Annotated in this window: 21 protein-coding genes and 2 tRNA genes; 16 read left to right on the top strand and 7 right to left on the bottom strand. The window is 61.8% G+C overall.

The window, feature by feature from the left end; translation table 11 throughout:
* Positions 1–90: 90 nt before the first annotated feature.
* From gyrA to KYT97_RS19540, 6 genes are all read left to right on the top strand, one after another.
* Positions 91–2,622 carry a DNA gyrase subunit A gene (gene gyrA / locus KYT97_RS19515; RefSeq protein ID WP_033235313.1) on the top strand — a complete coding sequence of 844 codons (2,532 nt, stop codon included), beginning with the start codon at positions 91–93 and terminating at the stop codon, positions 2,620–2,622.
* Entirely contained in the window at positions 2,622–3,884 is a 1,263-nt protein-coding gene (locus KYT97_RS19520; RefSeq protein WP_219110497.1) for a DUF3566 domain-containing protein, read from the top strand. The genes gyrA and KYT97_RS19520 overlap by 1 nt, the downstream gene beginning before the upstream one ends.
* A 75-nt stretch (positions 3,885–3,959) precedes the next feature.
* Positions 3,960–4,033, top strand: a tRNA-Ile gene (locus KYT97_RS19525).
* Positions 4,034–4,208: 175 nt separating this feature from the next.
* Positions 4,209–4,281: transfer RNA gene (locus KYT97_RS19530), tRNA-Ala, on the top strand.
* Between the two features lie 130 nt (positions 4,282–4,411).
* Positions 4,412–6,079: an alpha/beta hydrolase gene (locus tag KYT97_RS19535; RefSeq protein WP_033235315.1), complete on the top strand. Its 1,668-nt coding sequence runs from the start codon at positions 4,412–4,414 to the stop codon at positions 6,077–6,079.
* Positions 6,080–6,219: 140 nt separating this feature from the next.
* Positions 6,220–7,485, top strand: coding sequence for a lipase family protein (locus KYT97_RS19540; protein WP_202026677.1), 1,266 nt, complete (start codon positions 6,220–6,222; stop codon positions 7,483–7,485).
* A gap of 64 nt (positions 7,486–7,549) precedes the next feature.
* Here the strand turns inward: KYT97_RS19540 and KYT97_RS19545 are convergent, their stop codons facing one another.
* The 5 genes from KYT97_RS19545 to KYT97_RS19565 form a co-directional block, all read right to left on the bottom strand.
* Positions 7,550–7,978: a hypothetical protein gene (locus tag KYT97_RS19545; protein ID WP_033235316.1), complete on the bottom strand. Its 429-nt coding sequence runs from the start codon at positions 7,976–7,978 to the stop codon at positions 7,550–7,552.
* A gap of 12 nt (positions 7,979–7,990) precedes the next feature.
* Positions 7,991–8,776, bottom strand: coding sequence for an amino acid ABC transporter ATP-binding protein (locus tag KYT97_RS19550; RefSeq protein ID WP_045066079.1), 786 nt, complete (start codon positions 8,774–8,776; stop codon positions 7,991–7,993).
* The gene (locus KYT97_RS19555) at positions 8,773–9,513 is read right to left on the bottom strand and encodes an amino acid ABC transporter permease (RefSeq protein WP_219110498.1); all 741 of its coding nucleotides are present in this window, start codon (positions 9,511–9,513) and stop codon (positions 8,773–8,775) included. The genes KYT97_RS19550 and KYT97_RS19555 overlap by 4 nt, the downstream gene beginning before the upstream one ends.
* A 53-nt stretch (positions 9,514–9,566) precedes the next feature.
* A complete protein-coding gene (locus KYT97_RS19560; protein WP_033235319.1) occupies positions 9,567–10,427 on the bottom strand; it encodes an ABC transporter substrate-binding protein in 861 nt (286 codons plus the stop codon).
* Positions 10,428–10,646: 219 nt separating this feature from the next.
* The gene (locus KYT97_RS19565; protein WP_219110499.1) at positions 10,647–11,669 is read right to left on the bottom strand and encodes a LacI family DNA-binding transcriptional regulator; all 1,023 of its coding nucleotides are present in this window, start codon (positions 11,667–11,669) and stop codon (positions 10,647–10,649) included.
* A 158-nt stretch (positions 11,670–11,827) separates the two neighbouring features.
* Here KYT97_RS19565 and KYT97_RS19570 point away from each other — a divergent pair, with 158 nt between their 5' ends.
* The 8 genes from KYT97_RS19570 (at position 11,828) to KYT97_RS19605 (ending at position 19,088) form a co-directional block, all read left to right on the top strand.
* Positions 11,828–12,796 carry a dihydrodipicolinate synthase family protein gene (locus KYT97_RS19570; RefSeq protein ID WP_095887553.1) on the top strand — a complete coding sequence of 323 codons (969 nt, stop codon included), beginning with the start codon at positions 11,828–11,830 and terminating at the stop codon, positions 12,794–12,796.
* A complete protein-coding gene (locus tag KYT97_RS19575) occupies positions 12,786–13,946 on the top strand; it encodes an NAD(P)/FAD-dependent oxidoreductase (RefSeq protein WP_219110500.1) in 1,161 nt (386 codons plus the stop codon). The genes KYT97_RS19570 and KYT97_RS19575 overlap by 11 nt, the downstream gene beginning before the upstream one ends.
* Positions 13,947–13,979: 33 nt before the next feature.
* Positions 13,980–14,366 carry an allophanate hydrolase-related protein gene (locus KYT97_RS19580; protein WP_033235322.1) on the top strand — a complete coding sequence of 129 codons (387 nt, stop codon included), beginning with the start codon at positions 13,980–13,982 and terminating at the stop codon, positions 14,364–14,366.
* On the top strand, positions 14,363–15,760 hold the full coding sequence (hydA, locus tag KYT97_RS19585) for a dihydropyrimidinase (RefSeq protein ID WP_219110501.1): 1,398 nt from the start codon (positions 14,363–14,365) through the stop codon (positions 15,758–15,760). Before KYT97_RS19580 ends, hydA begins: the two co-directional genes overlap by 4 nt.
* 69 nt (positions 15,761–15,829) lie before the next feature.
* Positions 15,830–16,018: a hypothetical protein gene (locus KYT97_RS19590; protein WP_155276690.1), complete on the top strand. Its 189-nt coding sequence runs from the start codon at positions 15,830–15,832 to the stop codon at positions 16,016–16,018.
* A 95-nt stretch (positions 16,019–16,113) separates the two neighbouring features.
* A complete protein-coding gene (locus KYT97_RS19595) occupies positions 16,114–16,641 on the top strand; it encodes a peptidylprolyl isomerase (RefSeq protein WP_033235424.1) in 528 nt (175 codons plus the stop codon).
* A gap of 17 nt (positions 16,642–16,658) precedes the next feature.
* Positions 16,659–17,612, top strand: a complete 954-nt coding sequence (locus KYT97_RS19600) for a rhomboid family intramembrane serine protease (protein WP_045066090.1) — start codon at positions 16,659–16,661, stop codon at positions 17,610–17,612.
* Positions 17,613–17,744: 132 nt separating this feature from the next.
* Positions 17,745–19,088, top strand: a complete 1,344-nt coding sequence (locus KYT97_RS19605; RefSeq protein WP_045066093.1) for an MFS transporter — start codon at positions 17,745–17,747, stop codon at positions 19,086–19,088.
* Here KYT97_RS19605 and KYT97_RS19610 read toward each other — a convergent pair.
* On the bottom strand, positions 19,079–20,944 hold the full coding sequence (locus KYT97_RS19610; protein ID WP_116104233.1) for a helix-turn-helix domain-containing protein: 1,866 nt from the start codon (positions 20,942–20,944) through the stop codon (positions 19,079–19,081). The two genes, KYT97_RS19605 and KYT97_RS19610, sit on opposite strands and share 10 nt — an antisense overlap.
* A gap of 97 nt (positions 20,945–21,041) precedes the next feature.
* Between KYT97_RS19610 and KYT97_RS19615 the strand changes: the two genes are divergently transcribed.
* Together KYT97_RS19615 and KYT97_RS19620 are read left to right on the top strand one after the other, a co-directional pair.
* Complete coding sequence (locus KYT97_RS19615) at positions 21,042–22,442, top strand: FAD-binding oxidoreductase (RefSeq protein ID WP_045066097.1); 1,401 nt, start codon at positions 21,042–21,044, stop codon at positions 22,440–22,442.
* A gap of 107 nt (positions 22,443–22,549) precedes the next feature.
* Positions 22,550–23,398, top strand: coding sequence for a TauD/TfdA family dioxygenase (locus KYT97_RS19620; protein WP_033235327.1), 849 nt, complete (start codon positions 22,550–22,552; stop codon positions 23,396–23,398).
* Here KYT97_RS19620 and KYT97_RS19625 read toward each other — a convergent pair.
* Positions 23,391–23,978, bottom strand: a complete 588-nt coding sequence (locus KYT97_RS19625) for a TetR/AcrR family transcriptional regulator (protein WP_051730599.1) — start codon at positions 23,976–23,978, stop codon at positions 23,391–23,393. The genes KYT97_RS19620 and KYT97_RS19625 overlap by 8 nt on opposite strands.
* Positions 23,979–23,984 lie beyond the last annotated feature (6 nt).

The following is a 23,984-nucleotide window of genomic DNA, read 5'->3' on the forward strand; positions in this document are numbered from 1 at the left end:
CTACGGCCCTGTGCGCCTTTCCGGTAGCTCCGACAACCACGAAGGCGCACAAGGGGCTCGCCCCCATCTTCTTCTTAAGAAAGTGAACTCATGACCGACACCACGTTGCCACCGGACGGACCGCAGCACGACCGCATCGAACCGGTCGACATCCAGCAGGAAATGCAGAGCAGCTACATCGACTACGCCATGAGCGTCATCGTCGGTCGCGCTCTGCCGGATGTGCGCGACGGCCTCAAGCCCGTGCACCGCCGCGTGCTGTACGCGATGTACGACACCGGCAATCGCCCCGATCGCGGATATGTGAAGTCTGCCCGTCCGGTCGCCGAGACCATGGGTAACTACCACCCCCACGGCGACTCCTCGATCTACGACACCCTGGTCCGTATGGCCCAGCCGTGGTCGCTGCGGTACCCCCTCGTCGACGGTCAGGGCAACTTCGGTTCCCGTGGCAACGACGGCGCCGCCGCCATGCGTTACACGGAGTGCCGTCTCACGCCGCTCGCCATGGAGATGCTGCGTGAAATCGACCACGACACAGTCGATTTCACACCGAACTACGACGGTAAGACGCAGGAACCGACGGTTCTCCCCAGCCGCGTTCCGAACCTGCTGATCAACGGCTCCAACGGTATTGCCGTCGGTATGGCCACCAACATTCCGCCGCACAACCTGCGTGAAGTTGCCGAAGCCATCTACTGGGCACTCGAGAACTACGAAGCCGACGAGGAATCCACTCTCGCTGCCGTCATGGAGCGGGTCAAGGGACCGGACTTCCCGACGCACGGCCTCATCGTGGGCGGCCAGGGTATTCAGGACGCCTACACCACCGGTCGCGGCTCCGTCCGTATGCGCGGTGTGGTCGAGGTCGAAGAAGATGCCAAGGGCCGCACCACAATTGTCATCACCGAGCTGCCCTACCAGGTCAACCCGGACAACCTGATCACCTCCATCGCGGATCAGGTTCGTGACGCCAAGATCGCCGGCATCTCCGATATTCACGACGAGTCTTCCGACCGCGTCGGCATGCGCATCGTTGTCACCGTCAAACGTGACGCGGTTGCCAAGGTTGTGTTGAACAACCTGTACAAGCACACGCAGCTGCAGACCAGCTTCGGCTGCAACATGCTCTCCATCGTCGACGGTGTGCCGCGCACCCTGCGCCTCGACCAGATGATCCGTCTGTACACGACGCATCAGCTCGAGGTCATCGTCCGTCGTACCCAGTACCTGCTCCGTAAGGCCGAAGAGCGCGCTCACATCTTGCGTGGTCTGGTCAAGGCTCTCGACGCTTTGGACGAGGTCATCGCCTTGATCCGTGCGTCGCAGACCGTCGACGTCGCCCGGGCCGGATTGATGAACCTCCTCGACGTCGACGAGATTCAGGCCGACGCGATCCTCGCGATGCAGCTGCGACGTCTGGCCGCCCTCGAGCGTCAGAAGATCGTCGACGAATTGGCCGAAATCGAAATCGAAATCGCCGATTACAAGGACATTCTGGCCAAGCCTGAGCGTCAGCGCGCGATCGTTCGTGACGAGCTCAAGGAAATTGTCGACAAGTACGGCGACGACCGTCGTACTCGCATCATCGCCGCCGACGGCGACGTCAACGACGAAGACCTCATCGCCCGTGAGGACGTTGTTGTCACGATCACCGAGACCGGCTACGCCAAGCGCACCAAGACCGACCTGTACCGCTCGCAGAAGCGCGGCGGCAAGGGCGTTCAGGGTGCCGGCCTCAAGCAGGACGACATCGTCTCGCACTTCTTCGTCAGCTCGACGCACGACTGGCTGCTGTTCTTCACCACGAAGGGCCGCGTCTACCGCGCCAAGGCATACGAACTGCCCGAGGCCAGCCGCACCGCTCGAGGTCAGCATGTCGCCAACCTGCTGGCCTTCCAGCCGGACGAGCGCATCCAGTCCGTCATCCAGATCAAGACGTACGACGACGCGCCTTACCTGGTACTTGCCACCCGCAACGGTCTGGTCAAGAAGTCCAAGCTCACGGACTTCGACTCCAACCGCAGCGGCGGCATCGTTGCCATCAACCTGCGCGGCGACGACGAATTGGTCGGAGCTGTTCTGTGCTCCGCCGACGACGATCTGCTTCTCGTCTCGGCACAGGGCCAGTCGATCCGTTTCTCGGCCACTGACGAAGCACTACGGCCCATGGGTCGCGCAACGTCCGGTGTCCAGGGCATGCGCTTCAACGGCGAGGACGAGCTGCTCTCGCTCAACGTCGTCCGTGAAGGCAAGTTCCTGCTGGTCGCCACTTCCGGTGGTTACTCCAAGCGAACCGGCATGGAGGACTACCCGGTCCAGGGTCGCGGCGGCAAGGGCGTACTCACCATTCAGTACGACAAGAAACGTGGCACTCTGGTCGGAGCGCTCATCGTCGACGACGACGACGAGCTGTACGCGATCACCTCGGGCGGCGGCGTCATCAGGACAGCTGCCAAGCAGGTTCGTAAGGCCGGACGCCAGACCAAGGGCGTGCGTCTGATGAACCTCGGCGAAGGCGACACCTTGCTCGCAATTGCGCGCAACGCCGACGAACCCGAAGAGATCGCTGCCGCAAACACCGACAGTGCAGACAATGCCGATGGAGCTAAGGAGTCCTAGTGAGCACTCCCAACCAGCCGGGCAGTGACCAGAAGAGCACGAGCACTTCCGGTTCGACGCCCCCAAAGCCGGAGCAGCCAGCTGCTCCGGCGGGTGCAGGGGGCTCGCAGTCTCCCGTTGAGGCTTCGAAACCTCCGGCCGCTGGTAAGCCAAGCGGCTCTGCCGCCGATTCCAAGGCTGTGGCCGACAAGTCGGCACAGCCTGCGGCTGGGAAGAGTTCACCGGCTGCTCCCGCTGCCCCGAAGGCACCTGACGCGCCTGCACCGGCTAATCAGGCACGGGGTAATCAGGCGCCGCCGTGGCAGCGTGGTCAGCAGCAGTCAGGTCCGCAGCAGCCTGTTACGCAGCAGGCAGGGGCACAGCAGCCTGTTTCTCAGCAGCCTGGAGTGCAGCAGCGCGAACCCCAGACCAACATCACCCGTCCGGCTGCGCCGCGACCCGATGTTCGGAAGGGGCCTGCACCTGCTGCCGGGAAACCGCCGGTCGGTCCGCCGAACCAGCGGCCAACAGGTCCTGGATCTCCGTCGCAGCCGCCGGCTCGGCCGGTGGTCACGGGAACGGCTGCTCCGAAGGTCACGAACAACGCGGTCACGAACAACGCGGCCATGAACAACGCGGTCGACAACAAGACCGTCGCGAACAAGACCGTCGCCGACAAGACTGTGGCAAATAAGACGGTTGCGAATAAGACGGTTGCCCCGCCGAAGGGGCCGAACGCACCGGCCGGAAATGCTCCGGCCGGTCCCCGGGCCAAGGCTGCGGCGATCGACGGTCCGACTCGGCATATCAGCCGTAAGGATCTGCCGAAGGACATGCCGGACCTCTCCGAGGCGAAGCATCCCCTGCCGCAGGCGGCCGTCGGTGACAAAAATCACGTCGCTGCCGTTGCGGCTGCGTCCAGCGGGGGGCCTTTACGGGCGACGGTACAGATCCGTCGTATCGATCCGTGGTCCACGCTCAAGATCACTTCTGTGATCTCGGTTTCACTTTTCTTCGTGTGGATGGTGGCTGTCGGTCTTCTGTACGTCGTTTTGGACGGCATGGGCGTCTGGGACCGCCTGAACAACGCTTTTACGGACATCGTGTCCGATGGCGGATCCGACGGACTGGTGACAGCGGGGCAAGTCTTCGGCTATTCCGCAGTGATCGGTTTGGCGAACATGGTGTTGTTCACCGCGCTCGTCACGATCGGATCGTTCATCTACAACCTCTGCAGTGACTTGGTTGGCGGCGTCGAGGTAACTCTCGCAGACCGCGACTGACCTGCATAAACGTTGCCCCACCGGACCCGTTTTGGTGTTAGCGGGCCGGTGGGGTAATCTTTGAAACCGGTTCAGGGGCCTATAGCTCAGGTGGTTAGAGCGCTTTACTGATAATGAAGAGGTCGGAGGTTCAAGTCCTCCTAGGCCCACTCCTTGTGCCGAAGAAGGGTTGCTGGAATGAAGGTTTTCCTGCTTGTCGGGGCTAGCATTCTGGTGTCTCTCGTAGTCACCAAGTTGATCAAAAGTCAGCGCGGAGACAAGGTTTGGCACGATTTGGAAACAAGCTAGAACATAGGTACTCTGACTCCGGTCGGAAAACCGAACGGGGCCTTAGCTCAGTTGGTAGAGCGCTGCCTTTGCAAGGCAGATGTCAGGAGTTCGAATCTCCTAGGCTCCACAGTAAGAAAACACCCTCCCGGGAAACTGGGAGGGTGTTTTTGTCTGTGCGCACCCAGATCGTGAGAATTAGCATGCCGACTGGGCGGTACGGTGCCTGAAATCGGACGCTCTGCGCTTACGATTCCCGCATGAGATCTGTGTGGGACCGCATACGCCGCTATTGCGGGACGCTTCATCCTGTCGGCCTTGCCTTTGCACTGGTGTTTTTCACCTGGTCGATGACCCCGTCGCTGCTGCCCCGAGTGTGGTATTTGCAGGGCGTCGCGACGGGTATTTCTCTGGCAATGGGTTACGCGATCGGAACTCTGGTCGCGTGGACGGTTCGCAAGTGTGGCGTCGAACCGCAGTGGTCGGAGCGCACGAAGAAGATCGCGTGGCGGACGATGGCGGTGGTGGCCGTGATCGCGGTTCCGCTCTTCTTGATTCTGGGGGCGCGGTGGCAGCGGATCGTCCGTGAACTTGTCGGTATGCCGCGTGACAGTGCGGCAAACTACCTTCTGGTTGCGCTTATTTCGCTGTTCATCTGGTTCATCCTGCTCGAGGCATCGCGCGGCATTCGCCATTCCACGAACCGCCTTTCGCAGTTCGCATTGCGGTTCGTCCCGAAGGAAGCGGCGAAGGTCGCCAGCCTTGTTGTGGTTCTCGCTCTTGCTGTCTTTGTCGTGAACGGTGCGCTGTACAACGGGTTGATCGCGTTCGCGAACTGGAGCTTCTCTGGTGCGGATACCGAAACTCCGGACGGTATCGAACAGCCGCTCATTGCCGAACGCAGTGGTTCACCGATGTCTGCGGAAGCCTGGGACTCGCTGGGGCAGGAAGGGCGCACCTTCATGGGTAGTGGCCCCACCGCGGCGGAGATCACGGCGCTGACGGGGCGTGAGGCGAAGCAGCCGATCCGCGTGTATGCCGGGCGTGAGTCCTCGGATTCGATTCGCGGCGTGGCAAACCGGGTTGTGGACGAACTCAAGCGCACCGGTGGGTTCGACCGCGGAACTCTGGCCGTCGTGACAACCACGGGTCGTGGTTGGGTCAACGAGGATGTGGCGTCGGCGTTCGAATATGTCGAGGACGGTGACACCGCCATTGCGTCGATGCAGTACTCGTTCCTGCCGAGTCCGTTGGCCTTCATCGCGGACCGCGAAACTCCGATGGTTGCCGGCCGCGCGTTGTTCAACGCTGTTTTTGCGGAGTGGATCAACCTGCCCGTGGAGACGCGTCCCGAGTTGGTCGTGTTCGGCGAGAGCCTCGGTTCGTACGGCGGCCAGGCCGCTTTTGCCGGGGACCAGGACATGATGACGCGCGTGGACGGAGCTTTGTGGGTGGGCACACCCAACTTCACGGAGCAGTGGCAGGAGATCACGAACAATCGTGACTCTGGTTCGCGGGAGATTCTTCCCGTGATCGACGGCGGCGAGTCGATCCGTTTTGCCGCGGATCCGATCGACTTGGAGCTCGAGGCCGACTGGGCTGACGATCGAATCGTCTACTGGCAGCACGCCAGTGACCCCATCACGTGGTGGTCGTTCGACCTCCTCCTCAACAAGCCGGACTGGTTGAGCGAAAAGCCGGAGGGCCGCGACGTCGATCCGGGGATGACGTGGATTCCTCTTGTAACGTTCTGGCAGGTCACGCTCGACATGGTGTTCTCGGCGGATGTTCCGTCGGGTCATGGGCACAACTACGGCGAAGATGCCGCGGACATGTGGGCCAACATCTTGCATCCGACGACGTGGACGCCGGAGAACACCGAGCAGTTGCGTGCGCTCCTGACCAACAATGTGGAGCCGACGAAATAGGTGAAAGTAGCTGTACAGCAACGACTCTAAGGTTCTTTCCTTACCGGTAAGTTTGTTTTGCGGTATATGTTACCCTGCGTTCACTGTGTGTCAGAGCACAGTGCAAACGACGTGGGGAGAACGTGAACGTGAAGAACCGAATGTGGTGGGCAGCAGGCCTGTCCGTTGCAGCACTGGTGGTCAGTGCTGCAACGGCGCCGTTCGCGGCAGCTGAGCCGGCGGATTTCTACACTCCGCCGACTGAACTGCCCGCCGGGGACAACGGCGACCTCATTCGCAGTGAGCCGACGCCCTTGCTTCTCAGCGTGCCGGGATCGAATGGTCCGTGGCCGGCTACCGCCACCAAGATCATGTACCGCAGCGAAGACGCCACTGGTGCTCCCGTTGCAGTCACCGGCACGTACCTCGAGCCGACAAACCCGTGGACCGGGCAGGGGGCGCGTCCACTGGTTGCCAGCGCAGTAGGTACTCACGGACAAGGTGACCAGTGTGCCCCGTCCAAGCTGTTCAACACCGGACTGGAATACAGGTTTCCGACGGACGTGATGGTCGGCTACGAGTCCATCTGGGTGAATATGTTGTTGCTCAACGGCATTGCCGTTGTGGTCACCGACTACGACGGGCTGGGAACGCCGGGCGACCACACGTACGTGAACCGCGCCGCCGAAGCGCACGCCGTCCTCGATTCGGTGCGGGCTGCGCAGCAACTTCCGAACACCAGCATTCCCGACAACGGGCCCGTCGGCCTGTGGGGTTATTCGCAGGGTGGCGGCGCTGCCGCTGCAGCAACGGAGCTGAAGCCGTCGTACGCCCCGGAGCTCGATCTGAAGGGCACGTACGCGGGCGCTCCTCCGGCTGATCTGGAAGCCACCCTCGAGCAGATCGACGGCACATTTCTCACCGGCTTGATCGGATACGCGCTCAACGGAATCGTGGCTCAGTACCCCGACGTGGAGCCGCTACTCGACGCGGAAATCAACGATCGTGGACGCGCGATGCTCGCGGCGACCAAAAATCAGTGCGTCGGCGAGACGGGCCTGCAATTTGCCTTCCAGAAGACGTCGGAGTTCACGAAATCGGGCGAATCGTTGTCGGTTGTGCTCGATCGCTTGCCCGTTGCACAGGGGATCCTGGCAGAACAGAAGATCGGCAACCTGACGCCGACGTCGCCGGTCCTGATCCAGCACGGGCGAGCTGACGACATCGTGCCGTTCGGCCAGGGACAGGAACTCGCGCGGGAATGGTGCAGCAACGGCGCGACGGTGCAGTTCTCCGTCAACGAGCTGCCCTCTGTCGCTCCGGGTGTTGCACTGGGCCATCTAGCCCCGTACATCACGGGAACCCCGGAATCCATCGGCTACATGATCGATCGGTTCAACAACGTTCCGGCGCCGTCGAACTGCTGACCGGCGCTCACCAACGAAGAGAGGCCCGGAACACACTGTGTTCCGGGCCTCTTTGCTTCAAGATCTACGCAGTCTGTTCGTCAACTCGCGGCGGAGCCGACGCCACCGGCGGGTGCTCGCGGTGGCGGCTCTTGTAGAAAACAGCTCCACCGATCACAGCCACACCGGCAATGACGAACAGGCCGATGCGCTTACGTCCACGCGGCTTCGGTTCACGCTCTGCACGCGCCGCTGACTTGGCGGGGAGGGACTTTGCACACTCCACGCCCTTCTTGGCGAGAACAGCGCTCTGACGGCCCAGGAACAGGCCGAGCTGTCCGGCGCCACGGGCAGTTGCCGTGGCGACAACAGCGGCGATGCGACGGGCGTTGTCGGCTGCGTCAGATTCCTTGATGCGGGTTGCTGTTTCCTCGAAAGAGTCTTCGACGCGGGCCACGGCCTGGTCGAACGTGTCGGGAAGCTGGCTGCTGAGGGACTCGGTCACTCGTGTCATGACTCCACTTTGTCACAGGATCTGCCCCAGGAACGCCCGGGTGCGAGGATTCCGAGGGTTGTCGAAGAATTGATCCGGAGCAGCGTCTTCGACGATCTTGCCGTCACTCATGAAAACGATGCGATCCGCGGCAGCGCGGGCAAATGCCATTTCATGGGTGACCACCACCATGGTCATACCTTCGTCGCGAAGCCGGACCATCACGTCAAGCACCTCCTTGACCATTTCCGGGTCGAGCGCCGAGGTCGGCTCGTCGAAAAGCATGACGCTCGGCTTCATGGCCAGTGCTCGGGCGATGGCAACGCGTTGTTGTTGTCCGCCGGAGAGCTGGGAGGGGTAGTTCTCGGCTTTGTCGGACAACCCGACGAGGGCGAGGAGTTCGCGCGCCTGCGCCTGGGCTTTGTCCTTGGGTACTCCCTGTACGTGACGTGGGCCGGCTGCGACGTTCTCCACAGCGGTCATCATCGGGAAGAGGTTGAAATTCTGGAACACCATCCCGGTGCCCTGCCGTTGTTTCGCGATCTGTGCTTCGCTGCGCAAGCGCCGTTTGCCGTTGCTGTCGACGTAGCCCATCGATTCGCCACATACTTCGACGATCCCTGAGTCGATGATCTCGAGGCAGTTGAGGGTGCGCAGGAGGGTGCTCTTGCCGCTACCGGACGGTCCGAGCAGCAGTACAACTTCGCCCTCGGCGACGCTGAAATCGATGCCGTCGAGTACCCGGACGTCGTTGAAGGACTTGATCATGTTCTCGACGCGAACAACCGTTGTGGCGGCGGCAATGTCGGTGGTGGTCATCTGTTCACTGCTTCCGCTAGCTGAGCCGACTCGGCGACATTTGCATCGCCGGAAGTGTTCTTGCGCTTGTAGTTACGGTCGTATCCCCGGCCGGCGCGGGCTTCGAGTACACGCTGAATCATTCCCCAGGCAGTGGTCAGGACGAGGAAGTACAGAGCCGCCGCGCACAGGCCTTCGAGTACTCGGAAGTTGACCTGTACCAGAAACTGTGTGCGCCGCAACAACTCTTGGACCGAGATGACCGATACCAAGGTTGTGGTCTTGAGCAATCCGTTGAAGCTGTTGCCCAGCGGAGGAATCATGACGCGAAATGCCTGGGGTAGCACTACAACTCGGAATACCTTGAACGGCGACATGCCCAGCGCCCGGGCCGCCTCGGTCTGACCGGCCGGCACCGACATCAGTCCGGACCGGACAATCTCGGACAGGTAGGCGGCTTCGTTGAGAACAAGCCCGAGTAGGGCGGACTCGATGACTCCGAGCTTGATTCCCACCTGAGGCAAGCCGGTATAGATGATGACCAATTGCACCAGTAGGGGAGTGCCGCGCATCAACCACACGTAGAAGCCGACAATTGCCCGCAGAATCCACCAGCGGGAGGAGCGTGCCGCAGCAACGACGACGGCCAGTATCAGGCCGAGAACCATGCTGACGACAGTGAGCCAGATGGTGACCCATGCGCCCTCGAGCAGCTGCTTACTGGTCAAGATCGAGAAGAATGCATCCCAGGACCACATGGGGTTACCTTTCGGCTAGATGAGCGGAGCTCAGCGTTGAAGATGAGCGGAGCTCAGGGCTGCAGCGGGCCGGTACTGACGGAGATATCGCCGTCGTAACCGTCGACGCCGTATTCCTCGAACAGAGCGGGGAGGTAGCCGTCGGCACGCATGTCCGTGAGGACGCGCGCCACCTCGACGGCAGTTTTGCTGCCTTGGGAGAATCCGAGGGCCAAGGGTGAGTTGTTGATGCCGTCGACGCCCGTCTCGAAGCGGCCGTCCTTCTGGTAGAAGGAGGTTACCGAGCTCACGATCGCCGCCCCGTCCGCTTGTCCTGCCGAAAGTGCTTGGTAAGCATCAGCATTCGTCTTGAAGGTTTGCACGTTCATGGTCGGCTTGCCGGCGGCGCTGAATGTCTCGTTCAATGCGTTGAGCGTGTCGAACTCGTATCCCGGTGCCTCGACGGCGATGGTCTTACCGGCCAGATCGTCGACGGACGAGATGGACTCGGGGTTTCCTGCCGGTACCGAGACGGAGACCGCCTGTACCTCGTAGGGAACGAGCGAGATGGTCTCGGCGCGAGCCGGTGTGTAGAACATCCCGGTGTCGATCATGTCCCAACGGCCGCTCTGCACGCCGGGGATCTGGGCGTCGAACTCGATGTTGACGAAGTCGGCGCGCAGGCACAGGCGGTTCGCGATCTCCTTGCCCAGGTCAACGCGCATTCCGACGACCTTGCCTGACTCGTCCACGTACTGCATCGGTGGGAGCGTGGCGTTGGTGGCGATGGTGAGGGTGCCTTCTTCTGCGAGGTCCGATGATCCCAGTGTGGGGGTGCAGTCGGTGGGAGCGGCAGTGTCGTCGCTTCCCGATCCACAGGCTGTGAGGGTGGCTGCCAAAGCGGTGGCGGCTGCGACTGCGAGGATTCTGCGCATTTTTCGAGTTGCCTTTCGGGAGTGGCTTCCGCCTACATTTTTTTCGGGCTCCAAAGCACATTTTGGGGAGGCTCTGAATCGTCCGAATCAGTTTCATGGGATCGATTGCACTGAGCTTGGCACGCGATTGATGAAGGGTCAACGCCGTTAACGCGAGAGATACCGACGAAACGAACTGTTAACGAAACAGCGTGTCGTGCGCCACGATCGTTGCTGTTTTCAGTGACCTCCGTCATGTGGCGCGCAGGAATTTCGGTCGATCAGCGTCGAGCCGATCCGGTAGGTACGGCCATGGTCTTCTTTGCCGAGTTTCCCCGAATCTATTTGCTGGAAAAGAAGATCCATTGCGACATTGGCCAGTTGTACTGCACCGTTGTCAATCGTGGTGATCGCGGGTTGCCACATCTCTAGCCACGGCATGTCCTCGTGGCACACCAGGGACAACTCGTTCGGAATGCTCACGCCACGGCCGACGAGGGTGGGAAGGATGCCGAAAACCGCTTCGTGGTTGGCGGCGTACAACGCAGTCATCTTCGGCGCGTGATCGAGCAGGGAACCTATTGCCTCGGCTCCGAAATACGTTGTGAAAGAGCCTTTTCTGACCAGGGATTCATCCACCTCGACGCCGTACTCTGCCAGCGCGCGGCGGTATCCCTCGAACCGTTCACGGCCGGACGTCGCGTCGTCGGTGCCGCCGATATAGCCGATGTTGCGGTGGCCGAGTGCGAGTAGATGACGGGTAGCGAACATGGCACCGTCGATGTCGTCGGCAAGAACGTTGGGTGCTTTGCTGCCTTCCACAGACCGAATGAGGTTGACGACGGCGCTTCCCGAGAGCAGGTCGTTGGTCGCGGTGGCGTTACGGCCGCTACCGATCACGATCGTCCCGTCCACGCCGTGCTCGGCCAGCATCTCGAGCACGTCACGTTCACGCGACACATCAGCGTCTGTGATGCAGAGGATGACTTGAAAACCCTTGTCCGACGCTCTTTTCTGCACTACTTCGGCGACCGTGTGGAACGACGCGTTGAGCAGGTTGTTCATCACGAGACCGATGAGGTGTGACCGCCGGGAGCGCAGCGCGCTCGCGGCGCGATTGGGGCGGTACTGCAGCTTGCGCGCGGCTTCCTGCACGGCCGCCCTGGTCTGCGGAGAGATCAACGCCGATCCACTCAATGCGCGTGATGCAGTGCTTCGCGAAACACCGGCGGCGTTTGCGACATCGATCAGGGTGACTGTCATCGTGTCCTCTTGGCTTCATTGACTGCGTGGTTGCTTCATTCGACTATGCCCGTGTTACGAGTCTGTTTCCTGGCTTGACGATTTTACCGGTTCGGAGCAATGTATGGAATCGATCCCATTCGCACAGTCTGTGCATCTCCATCGAGAGGTCTACTTCTATGAATCGCGACGATGTCGCTTGGTCGGGCTATTGGCCCGCGTCTCCCACCCCGTTCGACGCTGCTGGAGCGGTGGATGTCGATGCATTTGCCGAGCTCATGGATCTCTACGCACGTATGGGCGTCGACGGAGTTCTGATCAACGGCAGCACCGGTGAGTGGTTTTCCCAGACCCATGCCGAGCGCAAACTTGTCGCCGAGGTGGCAGTGAGCGCCGTGAGTGGTCGCTTCCCCGTGCTGATCGGAGTGAGCGCATACACGGCTGACGAATCACGGCGACTCGCGAAGCACGCGGCCGGCACCGGTGCGGATGGAATTCTTGCGACCCCGCCGCCGTACGTTCACACGTCGGCCGACGAGACGGTTGCGTACTACGAAAGTGTTTCCACAGCAACAGATCTACCGTTCATGGCGTACAACTGGCCGCGCGGGGTCTCGGTGGACATGGGTAAGATTCCCGGATTATTCGCCCGCATCGCGGATCTAGAGAATGTGGTGGCGATCAAGGACAGCACCGGCGATTGGCTGAGCATGCTCGACACCGTCGAGCAGTTCTCTTCGCAGGTAAGGGTTTTCGGTAGTTTCCTGCATCGCCGCGGACTGGCCGCGCTTCTCGAACTCGGTGGTGACGGCAACATCGACGGCGGTGGCGTCGGCGCTCCCTTCGGTGTCCCCTTCTATCGCGCTGTTGCCGCAAAAGATGCTGCGGCAGCGCAGGAATGGGCCGACCGTTACCGCGCACTTTCCGGTGCGCTGATCAACGGTGACTACAGCGGCATTCACGCGTCACCGATTCCCCAGCTCAAAGCGGTCATGAACCTGCTGGGGCAGCCAGGCGGTCACGTGCGGGAACCGCTGCTGCCGGTCACCGACCCGAGCATCATCGAAGCCCTGCAGTCGATCATCGATCGATCCGGCATAGCCGAAGCCAGCGCACATACGTCGAAGGAGTTCACACATGTCCACTGAGTTCATGACCAGCGAGGTCGATGTCGTGATCATCGGTGCCGGAATTGTGGGAGCTGCAGCGGCATTTCGACTGACCGATGCAGGCTTCCGTGTCGTGGTGCTTGATCGGTCGGTACCCAATTGCGCCGGATCGGGAACGACGGCCGGAAATTTGCACATACAGACGATTCACACGCGCCGACCCGGTCAGGGTGTGGCACTGGATGTGCGTCGTCTGCTTCCACTGCAGCTAGCGGCGAGTCAGTTGTGGGATCAGCTCGAGCACGATGTTCCCGGCGGTGTCGGCCTCGTCCGCTGCGGCGGTTACATGGTTGCCGAGACCGAGGAGCAGTGTGCCGCTCTGGTACAGAAGCACGAATGGGAACGGGAAGTTGGAATTCCGACCCGTCTTCTCACCGGTGACGAAGTACGCCAAGAGCTTCCGTTACTCGGATCGACCATTGCCGGTGCCAGCTGGTGCGGCTTGGACGGTTACGCGGAACCCGATATCGCGGGCCCGGCTCTCCTGGCGGAAGCGGTCGCTCGTGGTGCGCAGCTGGCTACCGATACCAAGGTCACGGCAATCGAGCGGATCGGTGAATCCTGGAACGTCAGTACCGCGAAGGGGACGTGGCAGGCACCCCACGTGGTCAATGCTGCGGGTCCGTGGATGGCAGAGGTCGCCGCGATGGTCGACGTGCAACTGGAACTGCGGGCTCTGTCGCTGCAAATGCACACCCTTGCCGCCCCGCCCGAAACCTTGAATGTGTTGGTACAGCACGTCGGTGAGGGTATTTCGATCAAGCAGGACCGGCGCAATCGCATAGTGCTCGGCGGTGGATGGCCCGCAGGACAGTTCCGGACTGCAGGTGCGGCACCGATCCGCGAGGAGAGCATCGCGGGCAATCTCGCCCAGACTGGGCGGTTGATGCCGGGCCTCGGTGAGATCGAGCTGTCCGACGTCTGGACCGGCCCGGTTGTGACCACACCGGACGAATTGCCGATCATCGGTGAACTCGAGAGTGCATCAGGCGTTTTTGTTGCGGGTGGAACATACTCGTTCACCTTTGCGTCGCTGTGGGCCGACGTCCTCACAGCTCTGGTCCAGGGCAAGGAACCGGCTGTCGATGTCAGTTCCTTCGGGCCGGCGCGACTGACCGCCTCTCACTGATACCAACGTTATTCGAAACTAGAGGAGACAAGAATGGCAACCGTGACGATGTTCGTGAACGGGCAAGCACTGTCCGGCGGAACACTGAACGACGCGCTGGCAGGGGCAACGTTCCTGGGTGCGGCCGATACCGCGCCGAACTACCAGTTCTTCTCCGTGCGAGACGAATTCCCCGGATTGCACCCGGTGGCCGAAGGTGGATTCACCGTGCCCGGTGAGCTGTACGAGGTCGACTACGACCTCCTTCGACTCGAACTGCTGCCCCGTGAGCCGGAGGAGTTGGAACTGGGCGTGATTCTTCTTGCCGACGGACGAGGGTCGTTGTCCATGCGCATGCGGGCCGAGTGGCTGGATCGTCCCGAAGTGGTGGACATCAGCGACCGCGGCGGTTGGCGTGCGTACCTTGCGAGTAAGTCGTGACCACCTCCCCACTCACTGTTGTGCGGGGCGGAACGGTGGTGGAGTCGTCGTGGAGCGAGCTTGCCGATCTGGTGATGCGCGACGGCAAAATCATTGCAATAGCCGAGCCGGGCGGGCTGATTCCGGACGGTGCGACGGTGCTCGACGCTACGGGGAAGCTGGTTATGCCGGGTGGGGTGGATCCGCACTGCCACGTCGGGTTCACGTCGGGTGAATTCACGTCGCTCGATTCCTACGCCGAATGCACCACCGCCGCAGTGTTCGGCGGCACCACTACGATCATCGATTTTGCGATACCTAGGCCGGGTCAGGATCCGCTGGATGCGGCGAACAAGCTCCGAACCAAAGCTACTGAGGGTCTGTGTGATTCGGCTCTGCACGGATGTGTTGTCGAATGGGACGATACGACGGCCGATCAACTGGCTACGATGGCTGCCGCCGGAATCCGCACGGTCAAGATGTTCACGACCTATGCCGGCGAGTCGATGGCCGACGAACACACCATTCTGCGCACCATGCAAACCACGCGTGATCTTGGTGGCATGGTGATCATTCACTGCGAATCGGACGCCATTGTCGGTGACGCGCAGAATGCCGCCGCCAGTTGTGGGCACATCGATGCGGCCGGGATGGCGACCACGCGTCCGGAATTAGCTGAAACAGCCTCGGTAGCAGCAGTATTGGCTATTGCGGAATCGCAACGGGCGCCGGTGTACTTTGTGCATCAATCGTCGGCGGCGGCTGTCGAACTGGTTGCCGATGCTCGCAAGCGTGGGTTGGTAGCCTTCACCGAGGTCGTGGCACATCATGTGACACTGGATGATTCGGAGTACCAAGGCTCAGAACCGGAACGATTTGTGTGCTGCCCACCGCTGCGTTCACGCGGTACCGTCGACGGATTGGGTAAGCACCTCTTCACCGGTCACATCACGACCATCGGTTCCGATCACTGCTGCTACGACACCGCGCAGAAGCGTCAACACCGCCACGATGTTCGTCATATGCCGAACGGCTTGCCTGGCGTCGAGACTCGCCTGCCCGTCGTATTCTCGAAGTTTGTTGCGGCCAACGGTCTGTCGCCGAGTCGTTTTGTGCAGTTGACGGCTGCCAATCCGGCTCGCACCAATGGGCTCTATCCGCGCAAGGGTTCGATCATGCCGGGTTCCGATGCCGATGTAGCTATCTGGGACCCGGATCTGGAATGGACCGTCTCGGACGCAGACCTGCACATGGCCACCGACTACACGCCCTACGAAGGTCGGCGGCTGCGCGGAAAGCCGGTGACCGTTGTTGTCGGTGGTCACGTCGTCGTCGATGACGGGATTCTGGTGGACGACACTCCACGGGGACGCCATCTACCCGCCGCGCCGCTGGATTTCACGTCGATGTGTTAGATCTTGTTGCGGTAGTTGAGCTGTGGAGCCACAGTCGGGCGGGAGCGCAGCCCCACAGTTCAACAGCGCGTGGTCAGTGCAGGTGTGGTGTCAGCCGAGCGATCCGCTGAAGAAATCGAGGGCGCTGAAGAGATCGGTGAAGGCGCCGAAAAGATCAGTCAGGTAGCTCAGGTCCATGGTGTGTGCCTTTCGTTGGTGATTGCGCTGATGTGCGCATCTCGAATGATTCCAGCGCTCCCTGGTAACGAGGTTCCGTGAAACTGGCGATCGCCTGGGAAAGCCTGAACGCTGGCTTTTGCCCCGGTTTGGCAGCCTCACATCCATCGGAAGCCAGACAATGGCACGATGGGGTGGTGACTTCAACTCATCAGACCGCAACCGCAACGCTGCACACGAACCGCGGCGACATCAAGATCGCTCTGTTCGGCAACCATGCGCCGAAGACCGTCGAGAACTTCGTCGGCCTGGCCGACGGCTCGAAGGAATACTCCACCGAGAACGCATCCGGCGCCAAGACCGGACCGTTCTACGACGGCGCAGTCTTCCACCGCGTCATCGACGGTTTCATGATCCAGGGTGGCGACCCCACCGGAACCGGCCGTGGCGGCCCGGGTTACCAGTTCGGCGACGAGTTCCACCCGGAACTGCAGTTCGACCGCTCCTACCTGCTCGCCATGGCTAATGCCGGCCCGGGCACCAACGGATCGCAGTTCTTCATCACCACCGGCCCGACGCCGCACCTGAACCGTCGCCACACCATCTTCGGTGAGGTTCTCGACGACGAGTCGCGCAAGGTTGTCGACGCTATCTCCTCCACCGCGGTCGATCGCTCCGATCGCCCGGTCGAGCCGGTCGTCATCAACAGCATCACCATCTCCTGAACAGGTAAACAACGAAGATGACTAACCCCGGTTGGGGCGGCGGTGCGAGTGAGGGCCTCCCGCCCCAACCGCGGTGCGTCCGCCATCCAGATCGACCCACTGCTCTCTCCTGCAATCGTTGCGGCCGCCCGGCGTGCCCCGATTGCCTCCGTGAGGCTGCGGTGGGCTACCAATGTGTTGACTGTGTAGCTGCCGGTCAACGCGATGTTCGACCCGTGCGTGGCGTCGCGGGTAATACCGTGACGCAGGCGCGGCCGGTGCCGGTCGTGACGTACACGCTCATGGGCCTCAACGTCCTGGCGTTCCTGGCGACGCTCGTGCAGTCGCGCAGCATCATGAACAATCAGGTCGATTCGTCGATCTTCGCGAACTGGGCCCTCAACCCCGCACTGGTTGCGGGCGGCGAGTGGTTCCGTCTGATCGGGTCGGGATTCCTGCACTTCGGAATCCTGCATCTGGCCGTCAATATGTATGCGCTCTACATCCTTGGCCGCGACACGGAGATCGTGATGGGCCGCTCCCGGTACATCAGCATCTATCTCGTGTCGCTGGTCGGCGGCAGCGCGTCGGTGATGGCGTTTCAGCCGGTCTTTGCGTCGGTGACGTCGCTGTCGTGGACCGCGGGTGCGTCCGGTGCGATATTCGGCATCATGGGCGCGCAGGCGGTTCTGCTGCTGCGTCTGCGTCGTAGCCCGGTCCCGATCATCTCGGTGATCGCGATCAATGTGATCATCAGCATTTCGCTGCCAGGCATCTCGTTCTGGGGACACGCGGGTGGTCTGCTGGCAGGCGCCGCTGCCGCTGCCGCATTCCTGTACGTGCCGCAGTGGTTGGGTGCGGGTCAAGATCGGCTGAAAGCAGTCCGGATCGGCTGGATCGCTTTTGGCGCCGTCACCGTGGTCACGATCGGAATCATCGTGATGCGCGTCGTGCAACTGCGCGAGCAGGGGCTGTTCCTCACCAGCGGCTAGAGATAGTGCACATAGCGGTACTTCTTCTGTGGAGATAATCCACATAGTGCGACGAAGCAATGAATTCTACTGTGGCTCGAGTCACGTAAGTAGAAGCGATGCTTCCGGCCATTCTTAGGAGTACCACCCGCAATGACCTCCACCGATCGCGCCACCCCTGACGGTGGAGTTGCGCCAAGCGAGATCGAATCTCGTGTGGTGAAGAAGGTAGCCAGGCGGCTCATTCCGTTCTTGATCCTGCTCTATTTCGTGAACTATCTGGATCGTACGAACATCGCGTTTGCCAAGCTCACCATGAGCGCCGACCTCGGCATGACCGAGACGATGTTCGGGCTCGCGTCCGGCCTCTTCTTTGTCGGCTATCTCCTGTTCGAGGTGCCGAGTAACTTGGCCCTCCACCGTTTCGGCGCACGCTTGTGGATCGCGCGCATCATGCTCACCTGGGGCATTCTGGCCGCGGCTCTGGCCTTTGTACCGAATGTGGGAAGTCTCTACTTCCTGCGAATTCTCTTGGGTATCGCCGAGGCCGGCTTCTTCCCCGGCGTGCTGCTCTACCTGACATTCTGGTTCCCCAAGAAGTACCGCGTTCGTTTGATGGGCCTGTTCCTGCTGACACTTCCCCTGTCGTCGGCCCTCGGCGCACCGCTGTCCGCTGCGATCATCCAGTACGGCGACGGCTTGTTCGGCCTGGCCGGGTGGCGCGTGATGTATCTGATCGAGGGCTTACCCGCGGTGATCCTGGCGTTTGTCGTGTGGTTCTATCTCACCGATCGACCCGCCGACGCCAAGTGGTTGACCCTGGAAGAGCGCACGTGGCTCATGCGATCGATGGAAGACGAGGAACGAGAACTCGGCGACGCCGGTCACCAGTCGGCCGCCAAGACACTGCGTGATCCGCGGGTTATCGGATTCGGTTTGGTGTACTTCGGCATCACGTACGGCCTGTACGCCCTGAGTTTCTTCCTGCCCAGCATCGTCGCCGGATTCAAGCAGACATTCGATACCGACTTCTCGCTCATGGAGACCGGCCTGATCGTGGCAGTTCCCTACGCAATCGGTGCCGTGGCGATGGTGCTGTGGAGCCGTCACTCCGACAAGACCGGTGAGCGGATGTGGCACGTGGCTGCGCCGACGCTCCTCGGTGCCGTCTCTATTCCGATTGCGCTGTACCTGGATTCGCCGTTCACCGTCATGATCGCCGTATCGCTCACCGCTGTGGGCGTACTGTGCGCGCTGCCGGTCTTCTGGTATCTGCCCACCACGTTCCTCACGGGAGCGAGTGCGGCCGCCGGTATCGCGATGATCAACTCCATCGGCAACGCGTCGGGCTTCGGCGCTCCGTACATCACGGGATGGCTCACCGATGTGACCGGAAACGCCAAGGCGGGCCTGTGGGTGGTGGGCGGCGTGATGCTCTGTGCTGCAACCCTTGTTGTGATGTTGGCAAAGCGATCGGACAATCCTGCTCAGATTTGACCGAGCTTCCCCGCACTGGCACGCAGTCGGATCAGGAGCGCAAGATCGAGCGCCTGGTCCGGCTGACGCCATTCGGCGCCGATCAATCGGTCGATGGATTCGAGTCGTTGATACAGGGTGTTCGCGTGGATCGCGAGGGCAGTTGCCGTCGCGGAGTGCCGGCAGTTGTGAGCCAGGTACGACGCAAGGGTGTCCAGCAACGGAACACCGCGCCGGGTTTCCTCCTCGAGGAGCGGCCCCAGGGACCGCTGCGTCAGCATTTCCAGTTCGTCTCGGCCGGTGCGGCTTAGCAGGATTCGATAGATGCCGAGCGAATTCGCGGCCTCGACCTGTGATTCTCGGCCCAGAGTCTCGAGAACGTCGACGGTGCGCTGTGCCTCCACGTATGCCCGCGCCAGACCTTCTCCGCCGACGGCTGGATCGGCGATACCGACGGTGGGATTCTCAGGTGGTTGTACCCAGGCGGCAGCGACCTCGGCGGGTGTCATCCCCGGAATCATGGCAATGACGCGGGAACCATGTTCGGCAACAACAGTTCCCGGAGGAAAGATGATCTCCTCGATGCTCCGACGCGTTCGTTCGACGGCGTCGGCAGGGCGGGCCACCACCACGGTGTACGAGCGGTCCGGATTGAGACCGGCCAGCCGGAACTGCCCCGTCACCTCGGCCGGCGTCGGTGCCGGCCGGGTGATGAGGTCGACCAGGAACGCGTCGCGGGCGCGGCGGGTGGCTTCCCGGGCTGCACGTTCGCCGACCAGCGCCAGCGCTACGGCCGGGGCCGAGCGTTCGAGAACCAATCGCATTGCCGCAGTAGGATCTTGGCGTGAAGTCAGGAACAGCACGCCGAGGCGATCGCCGGCGCTGCGGACCTCGACGGCAAACAGGAACTGATCACCGTCGATCAGAGTCAGCGCTTGTTCACGTCGATCTGCGGCCAGAATTTCGAAGGCGCGCACCACAGCGCCACGCAGGTGCTGCAGTCCTGACGGGATTTCGGCCGTGCCGGTCACGAAGAACACCGGGCATCGCGTCGACGACGATGCCTCCTGCACCAGTTCGCGAACTCCTCCGCCGCGCAACACAACTTGGGTAAGCGAGCGGTCCCACGTCAGAGTCTGTTCGAGAAGTGCTGTGCGCTTGGCAAGTTCGGTATTGGCGGCGTTGACTTCCGCGACCGTCGCGCGGTACTGCTCGAGGAGGCGGGCATTCTCGATAGCCACTGACGCATGAGCGGCAAGTGCGGACAGTAGTGCAACTTCCTCGTTGCCGAAGCGTCGCTCCTGGCGCTTGCAGGCACACAACGCGCCCAGGATCTTGCCGTCGACCTGCAATGGAACGGCCAGCAGTCCGCGCATGTTCTCGGCTCGAGCGGCGTCGTCGGCGGGGCCGATGTGCGCAAACGACGGATCATTGCGGTAGTCCGGTGTCCATGCGGGAGAGGAGTTTTCGACAACGCGTCCGATGAGGCCTTCGCGGAACGGGACGGTGAGTCCGAGTAGCTGTGACGTATACGCGCCGCTGGTCACTTCGATGATCAGGATGTCGCCGTGAATGAGCGCGAGGTACGAGAGATCTACTCCGAGTAGTCGTTTTGCCTGGTCTACGATTTCCTGCAGTAGCGCGTGATGGTCGTGCATCGTGGTCAACAGTGTTGCGATGTCGTTGAGAGCGGACAGTTCGGTGGCGCGCTGGCGGCGCTGGGCGAGGAGGCTGCGCAGTTGGAGAGCGGATCGTGCTGCCTGTTCGATGTCGTGAACCGCGCCGAGAGGTGCGGCCTCGGCGAGTTGATCACGATGAGCAATCAGTTCATCCGTTGATGCCTCGGTCAGGAGCATCTGTAGCCATTGTTCGTGCATTGTCACTCCCGCGCATGGAGAAATAGCCCATGCATTCGCCGATTTCCTGGAGTAAATCTACATGGGCTGGCATTTCGGGTGTCACTATCGTGGAATTATGACTCCGCTTGATCAGGCCACCGTCGATTCCGCCGCGCTCCTCGAGGCGATCGGCTCGCAGATCGATGCGGATCGCCTGATCGTCGATCCGGACATCATGGCGAGCTACGCGCACGATGATGCCGAATGGGCTCCGTACGCCATGCCTGTTGCCGTTGTGCGTCCCCGCACCGCGGAGCAGGTCCAGGCCGTTGTCCGCGCCTGCATCGCGCACGGTGCGCCGGTGGTGACGCGTGGCGCCGGAACGGGGCTGTCCGGTGGAGCCAATGCCGTCTCCGGTGGTGTGGTGATTGCCTTCGACGCGATGAACGCCATCAAGGAGATCAACACTCTCGAGCGGTTGGCTGTCGTTGAACCCGGCGTGGTCAACGATCACCTGCGTGAGGCCTGCGCCGAGCAAGGCCTCTGGTACCCGCCGGACCCGGCCAGCGCCCCGTGGTCGACTATCGGCGGTAACGTCGCGACCAACGCGGGCGGTCTGTGCTGCGTCAAATACGGCGTCACCAAGGACTACGTGTTGGGGATGCAGGTGGTCACCGGCACCGGCGAACTCGTTCGCCTTGGGCGTCGTACAGCCAAAGGTGTTGCAGGATTCGATCTTTCGGCACTTATGGTGGGATCGGAGGGCACTCTCGGCGTGATCACCGAGGTAACCGTGAAACTTCGCCCTCAGCGCGATCCCGAACGCACCATCGTCGGCTACTTCGACTCCATTGTTGCCGCCGGCAAAGCTGTCGAAGCCGTTGCCGCAGAAGGTCTCACACCGTCAGCCCTCGAACTGATCGATCGGCAATGCCTGCTGGCCGTCGACGCGTGGAAGAACATGGGCCTCTCCGCCGATGCCGAGGTGGTGCTCCTCGGACGGATCGACACTCCCGGTGAGATCGGCGACGCCGAAGCCGAGCGAATGTTGGCGTGTTTCAACCGTTCCGGCGCTACGTGGAGTGCCCGCTCCACTGACCAGGAAGAAGCCGACGCGCTGTTCTCGGCTCGTCGTCTCGCGTATCCGGCGCTCGAGCGACTGGGCCCAGTGCTGACCGAGGACATCTGCGTCCCGAAGGCCGCGGTTCCGGAAATGTTGGCCCGCATCGAACAGATCTCGGCTCGGCACGACACCCACATCGCGAATATCGCTCACGCCGGTGACGGCAACCTGCACCCCTTGTTGATCACGCCGCACGACGACGAGGCGGCCCGTGCGCGTGCCCAGGCCGCTTTTGCCGAGATCATCGACAACGCCCTCGAGTTGGGTGGAACCGTCACCGGTGAGCACGGCGTCGGCCTCCTCAAGATGGGTGGTCTGGCCCAGGAACTCTCGCCGGCCGTGGTCGCGATGCACCACGCGATCAAGAATGCTCTGGATCCGCACGGAATTATGAACCCCGGCAAGGTGATCTGAGCGCCGCCAGTCGTAACCGAATCGATTTCCGGAGTTACATCGGCGAAATCCCACCTCCCTACTCTCGAGTTGAACCACTTGGTTCAACTCGACGTAGGGAGTCACGAATGTTCTCTTCTCAACTGACCACGGCCAGTATCGTTCCCCGGCGCGTGGACACCGTGGCGGCAGTTCGGGCAGCCATCGCGCTTGACGGCGCCGCGGTGTTCGGCGGATTGCATACGGAAACCGACGCCATTGCGTTTGCGTCGAAGTTGCTCGGTGACAAGTACATTCGCGTCGGACGCCAGTTCGAGGCAACAGCCCGCAGCCAGGACGCGGAAGCTGCTGTTGTCGACGAGCAGCCGGTGGACAAGCGTGGCCGCAAGCGGTATTTCGACATGTCGCCGGACCGTATGACGGCACACAACGACGGCTTTGCCTTTGGCGACTACGCGCCCGATTATCTGTTCCTGTGGTGCAAGCAGCCGGCGCTTCCCAGTGGTGGAGATTCGTTCCTGATCGATGCGGTCAAACTCACCAGACTGCTGGCACTGGATCCGTCCACGGCGGAGCTCGCGGACTTCTGCTGGAGCGTGGACATCGACCATTCCGAACCGAACTTTCAGCAGTCCACGTTCTCGCCCATCGCCAGGACGGTTGCCAGTGGTCGTGAGCAGGCGCGATACCACCCCTTCCTCGCGCCGATCGAGGGTGAATCCGAAGATGCGCAGTGGCCGATGGTCCGTAGATGGAGCGAGACGGTGACTCACGTGCGTGACAGCGGACCGATGTTTCGCGCCGAGGCCGGCGAGATGATCTGCATCGACAACTACCGCGTGCTGCACGGCCGTGACGGATACACCGATCCGAACCGTGAGTTGTACTCGATCTGGGGATGGTCGACCGAAGCCGTCGCGGTTCCGCAGCAGGCCCTCGACATCGTCCAACCGGACCTTGCGGCGCTGGCTATGTAATCGGTTCCGCAGCAGCGATGATCGACTCCGTCAGATGCCGAGCGGCGCGATTGACCAGTGTGCTGTCCCCACCGCCGATCAGCGTCATCTGGAACCCGCGCCACGCGGCCACGATTTCGTGTCCCAAAGTTTCGGCAAGTTCGGCGTCGACGCCGGTTTCGGCTATGGCACGGGCGGTTTCGTCGGCCCACTCGTTTGCGACGCCCTCGAGGAGTGGTCGGTACTGCTCCGAGTCGAATGCGGCCACTCCGAAGAGTTCGAAGAAGAGCCGATGGTAGGCAACAAGTTCGGGGTCGGCGAGGATGTCCCACGCGCCGTGGAGACGGTCCGCGATGGGGATCTCGGAATCGCGGATCAGATCGAGGAGGTGGGCTATTCCGGAAAAGCGAAGCCCGGCGCGGCGTAGTGCCTCGAGGAGCAAACCGGCCTTGCTCCCGAAGTAGTACAGCAGCATGCGATTGTTGGAGCCGAGGGCGCGGCTCAACCCGCGGAGCGTTGCAGAGGAGACGCCGAACTCGAGCACGTAGTCGGCAGCTAGGTCGAGAAGGCGATCGCGCTCTGCGCTCTCCGGACTACTCACCGCTCG

Source organism: Rhodococcus globerulus, from assembly GCF_019334125.1.
In the GTDB taxonomy this organism is placed as follows: Bacteria; Actinomycetota; Actinomycetes; order Mycobacteriales; family Mycobacteriaceae; genus Rhodococcus_F; species Rhodococcus_F globerula.

Bases quoted from the DNA above. Each gene is read 5' to 3' on its own strand.
- KYT97_RS19545 (WP_033235316.1), bottom strand. From the start codon at position 7,978: ATGACACGAGTGACCGAGTCCCTCAGCAGCCAGCTTCCCGACACGTTC.
- KYT97_RS19605 (WP_045066093.1), top strand. From the start codon at position 17,745: ATGACCTCCACCGATCGCGCCACCCCTGACGGTGGAGTTGCGCCAAGC.
- gyrA (WP_033235313.1), top strand. From the start codon at position 91: ATGACCGACACCACGTTGCCACCGGACGGACCGCAGCACGACCGCATC.
- KYT97_RS19610 (WP_116104233.1), bottom strand. From the start codon at position 20,944: ATGCACGAACAATGGCTACAGATGCTCCTGACCGAGGCATCAACGGAT.
- KYT97_RS19600 (WP_045066090.1), top strand. From the start codon at position 16,659: ATGACTAACCCCGGTTGGGGCGGCGGTGCGAGTGAGGGCCTCCCGCCC.
- KYT97_RS19570 (WP_095887553.1), top strand. From the start codon at position 11,828: ATGAATCGCGACGATGTCGCTTGGTCGGGCTATTGGCCCGCGTCTCCC.
- KYT97_RS19535 (WP_033235315.1), top strand. From the start codon at position 4,412: ATGAGATCTGTGTGGGACCGCATACGCCGCTATTGCGGGACGCTTCAT.
- KYT97_RS19565 (WP_219110499.1), bottom strand. From the start codon at position 11,669: ATGACAGTCACCCTGATCGATGTCGCAAACGCCGCCGGTGTTTCGCGA.
- KYT97_RS19615 (WP_045066097.1), top strand. From the start codon at position 21,042: ATGACTCCGCTTGATCAGGCCACCGTCGATTCCGCCGCGCTCCTCGAG.
- KYT97_RS19540 (WP_202026677.1), top strand. From the start codon at position 6,220: ATGTGGTGGGCAGCAGGCCTGTCCGTTGCAGCACTGGTGGTCAGTGCT.
- KYT97_RS19560 (WP_033235319.1), bottom strand. From the start codon at position 10,427: ATGCGCAGAATCCTCGCAGTCGCAGCCGCCACCGCTTTGGCAGCCACC.
- KYT97_RS19580 (WP_033235322.1), top strand. From the start codon at position 13,980: ATGGCAACCGTGACGATGTTCGTGAACGGGCAAGCACTGTCCGGCGGA.
- KYT97_RS19620 (WP_033235327.1), top strand. From the start codon at position 22,550: ATGTTCTCTTCTCAACTGACCACGGCCAGTATCGTTCCCCGGCGCGTG.
- KYT97_RS19550 (WP_045066079.1), bottom strand. From the start codon at position 8,776: ATGACCACCACCGACATTGCCGCCGCCACAACGGTTGTTCGCGTCGAG.
- KYT97_RS19575 (WP_219110500.1), top strand. From the start codon at position 12,786: ATGTCCACTGAGTTCATGACCAGCGAGGTCGATGTCGTGATCATCGGT.
- KYT97_RS19555 (WP_219110498.1), bottom strand. From the start codon at position 9,513: ATGTGGTCCTGGGATGCATTCTTCTCGATCTTGACCAGTAAGCAGCTG.